We start from the raw sequence: 2563 nt of genomic DNA, 5'->3' as shown, positions 1-2563 counted from the left end.
GCCCCCGCTCAGCCGGGCGTGCGGGCCGCGTCGGCCGCGACGGCGCCGTCCACCAGGCGCACGAGCTCGTCGGGGGCCAGCGAGCCCGGCCCCCGTCCGGCGCGCGCGGCGTCGACGACGGCCCGGCGCAGCGTCTCGTTGACCGGGGCGGTGGTGCCGTGGAGCCGGGCGAGCATGACGACCTCCCCGTTGAGGTGGTCCGCCTCCACGCTCCCGGCGCCCCGGGCGAGCGACTGCCACGTCGAGCCGCCGCCCCGCTCGACGCCCGGCACGTCGGCCATCGCCAGGTGGGCGACCACGTCGTCGCGCCACGCCTGAGGGTCCAGCAGCGGCACGCCCGACAGGGCCAGGACCCGCTCGCCCTCGGCGACGGCCCGTCGGTGCAGGTCCCGTGCCGCCTCGCCGCCCCCGGCGCCCAGCAGCGCCTCGACCGCGTTGCCGAGGTTGGTGAGCAGCTTGCGGTGCTTGTAGGCCTGGACGTCCTCGCGGGCGCGGGTGAGCAGGCCCGCGGCGGTGAACGTGGCGGCGACCCGGAGGTCCGTCCCGTCGGTGCCGCCCGGCCACCGGCCGACCTCGAGCACGGCGGACGGCCGGCAGAAGACCGCCACCCGGCCGGGCTCGGTGTGCAGGGCGGGCAGCGCGACGCAGACGCCGTGGACGTCGGCGTGGCGCCGGGCGGCCTCGCGCTCGTTGGCGACGCCGTTCTGCGCGAGCAGCAGGGGCAGGTCCCGGGCGAGGGGCGGGAGCGCGTCGAGGACGCCGGCCGTGTGCTGGCTCTTGGTCGCCAGCACGAGCACGTCGTCCTCGCGCAGCCGGAGGTCCTCGGGCCGGTCGACGACGGGCAGCCGCGCCACGAGCGGGCCGTCAGGGGTGTCCAGGCGCAGCCCGTCGTCCCTCACCGCGTCGGCGTGCGCGCCGCGCGCCAGCGCCAGGACGTCGACCCCGGCGTCGGCCAGCCGCACGGCCAGCGTCCCGCCCACCGCACCGATGCCCAGCACCACGACCCGCACGGGGCCACCGTGCCAGCCGCGCCCCCCGCCGGCACCCGGGTGCCCGTCAGCACCGGAGGCTGGACGCCTCGAGGGCTCAGCCGCCGCCGAGCATCTGCTGCAGCCGCAGGACCGTCCGCCAGTTCCGCGCCGTGCCGTCGACGCCGAGCGCGCGGACGAACGGGTCCAGGCGGGACACCCGCAGGCCCTCGGGGTGCCAGCTGTGCACGTCCCGGCCGACGACCGCGACCTGCTCGGGCAGGTACGCGTCGGGGTCCAGCGCGGCGACGGCGTCCGGGTCGGGGTCGCCGTCGAGGAACAGGACGGAGTGCCGGGCCGGGGAGCCCGCCACGTCGGGGAGGACGCCCAGCGGGTCGGCGGCGACGGTCGCGTCGACCTCCTCGCGACCCCGGACGACCCACAGCACGTCCAGGCCGAGGTGCTCGGCGACCAGGGCGCGGACCCGGTCACGGAGCGCGCCCGGCTCCTCGTCGCCCCGGTCGACGACGACGTTGCCGCTGGCGACGTACGTCTGCACGCCGGCGACGCCGTGCGCCCCGAGCAGGTCCCGCAGGGCCGGCATGGACAGCCTGTTGCGGGCCCCGAGGTTGATCCCGCGGGGCAGCAGCGCCACCCGGTCGCTCACCCGGTGAGGCCCGCGTCGTGCGCCAGCAGGGCGACCTGCACCCGGTTCTCCAGCCCGAGCCGCTGCAGCAGCCGGGACACGTACGCCTTGACCGTCGCCGGGCTCATGAACAGCTCCTCCGCGATCTGGGCGTTGGCCAGACCACGCGACACGGCGAGCGCCACCTCGCGCTCGCGGTCGCTGAGCCCCTCCAGCGCCCGGCGCGCGCTGGCACGCCGCTCGTCGACGGCCGAGCCCGCGTCGTTCACCGCGACGTGGCGCAGCAGGCCCCGGGTCACCGACGGGTCGAGGACGGCCTCGCCCTCGGCGACCCGGCGGACGGCGTCGACGATCTCCGCCGGCGGGGTGTCCTTGAGCAGGAAGCCGGCCGCGCCGTCGCGGACCGCCCGGACCACCTGGTCGTCGGCGTCGAAGGTCGTGAGGACGACGACCTCGGGGGCGCCCGGGGTCCGTCGCAGCGCGGCGAGCGCCTGCAGCCCGTCGACCCGCGGCATCCGGATGTCCATGAGGACGACGTCGGGCCGGTGCCGGGCCACCGCGGCGGGGACCTCGTCGCCGTCGGTCGCCTCGCCCACGAGCTCCACGCCCGCGGCGCCGCGCAGCACCATGACCAGCGCGGAGCGGACCAGCGGGTCGTCGTCGACGACGAGCACGCGCACCGCCCGGCCTCCCGCAGGCGTCGGCGCGCTCACCGGCCGTCCTCCGCCGGCCAGGGCAGCCACACGTGCAGGCGGAACACGTCGTCGACGACACCGTGCTCCCAGCTGCCGCCGGCCAGCCGGGTCCGCTCGGCCAGGCCGACGAGCCCCACGCCCGACCCCGGCACCGGACCGCCGGCGGGAGCGCCCCCCGGGGTCGCGCCCGGGGTCGCGCCCGTGGTCGCGCCCGTGGTCCTCGTCGTGCCCGTGGTCCACGTCGCGCCCGCCCC

4 protein-coding genes are annotated in these 2563 nt (G+C 78.4%); all 4 read right to left on the bottom strand.

Annotated features, from left to right (window positions below):
* Positions 1–8: 8 nt before the first annotated feature.
* Positions 9–1010: a ketopantoate reductase family protein gene (locus WCS02_RS19620; protein WP_340295963.1), complete on the bottom strand. Its 1002-nt coding sequence runs from the start codon at positions 1008–1010 to the stop codon at positions 9–11.
* Between the two features lie 76 nt (positions 1011–1086).
* Complete coding sequence (locus tag WCS02_RS19615) at positions 1087–1635, bottom strand: DUF1697 domain-containing protein (protein WP_340295962.1); 549 nt, start codon at positions 1633–1635, stop codon at positions 1087–1089.
* A complete protein-coding gene (locus WCS02_RS19610; RefSeq protein ID WP_340295961.1) occupies positions 1632–2327 on the bottom strand; it encodes a response regulator in 696 nt (231 codons plus the stop codon). Before WCS02_RS19610 ends, WCS02_RS19615 begins: the two co-directional genes overlap by 4 nt.
* Positions 2324–2563, bottom strand: a 240-nt coding sequence (locus WCS02_RS19605) for a hypothetical protein (RefSeq protein WP_422665443.1), incomplete at its 5' end; no start/stop codon positions are given. The genes WCS02_RS19605 and WCS02_RS19610, both read right to left, overlap by 4 nt.

It is taken from the genome of Aquipuribacter hungaricus, from assembly GCF_037860755.1.
Classification (GTDB): Bacteria; Actinomycetota; Actinomycetes; order Actinomycetales; family JBBAYJ01; genus Aquipuribacter; species Aquipuribacter hungaricus.
The sequence above is the reverse complement of the archived record's forward strand: the minus strand, read 5'-3'. Positions and strand labels throughout refer to the sequence as shown.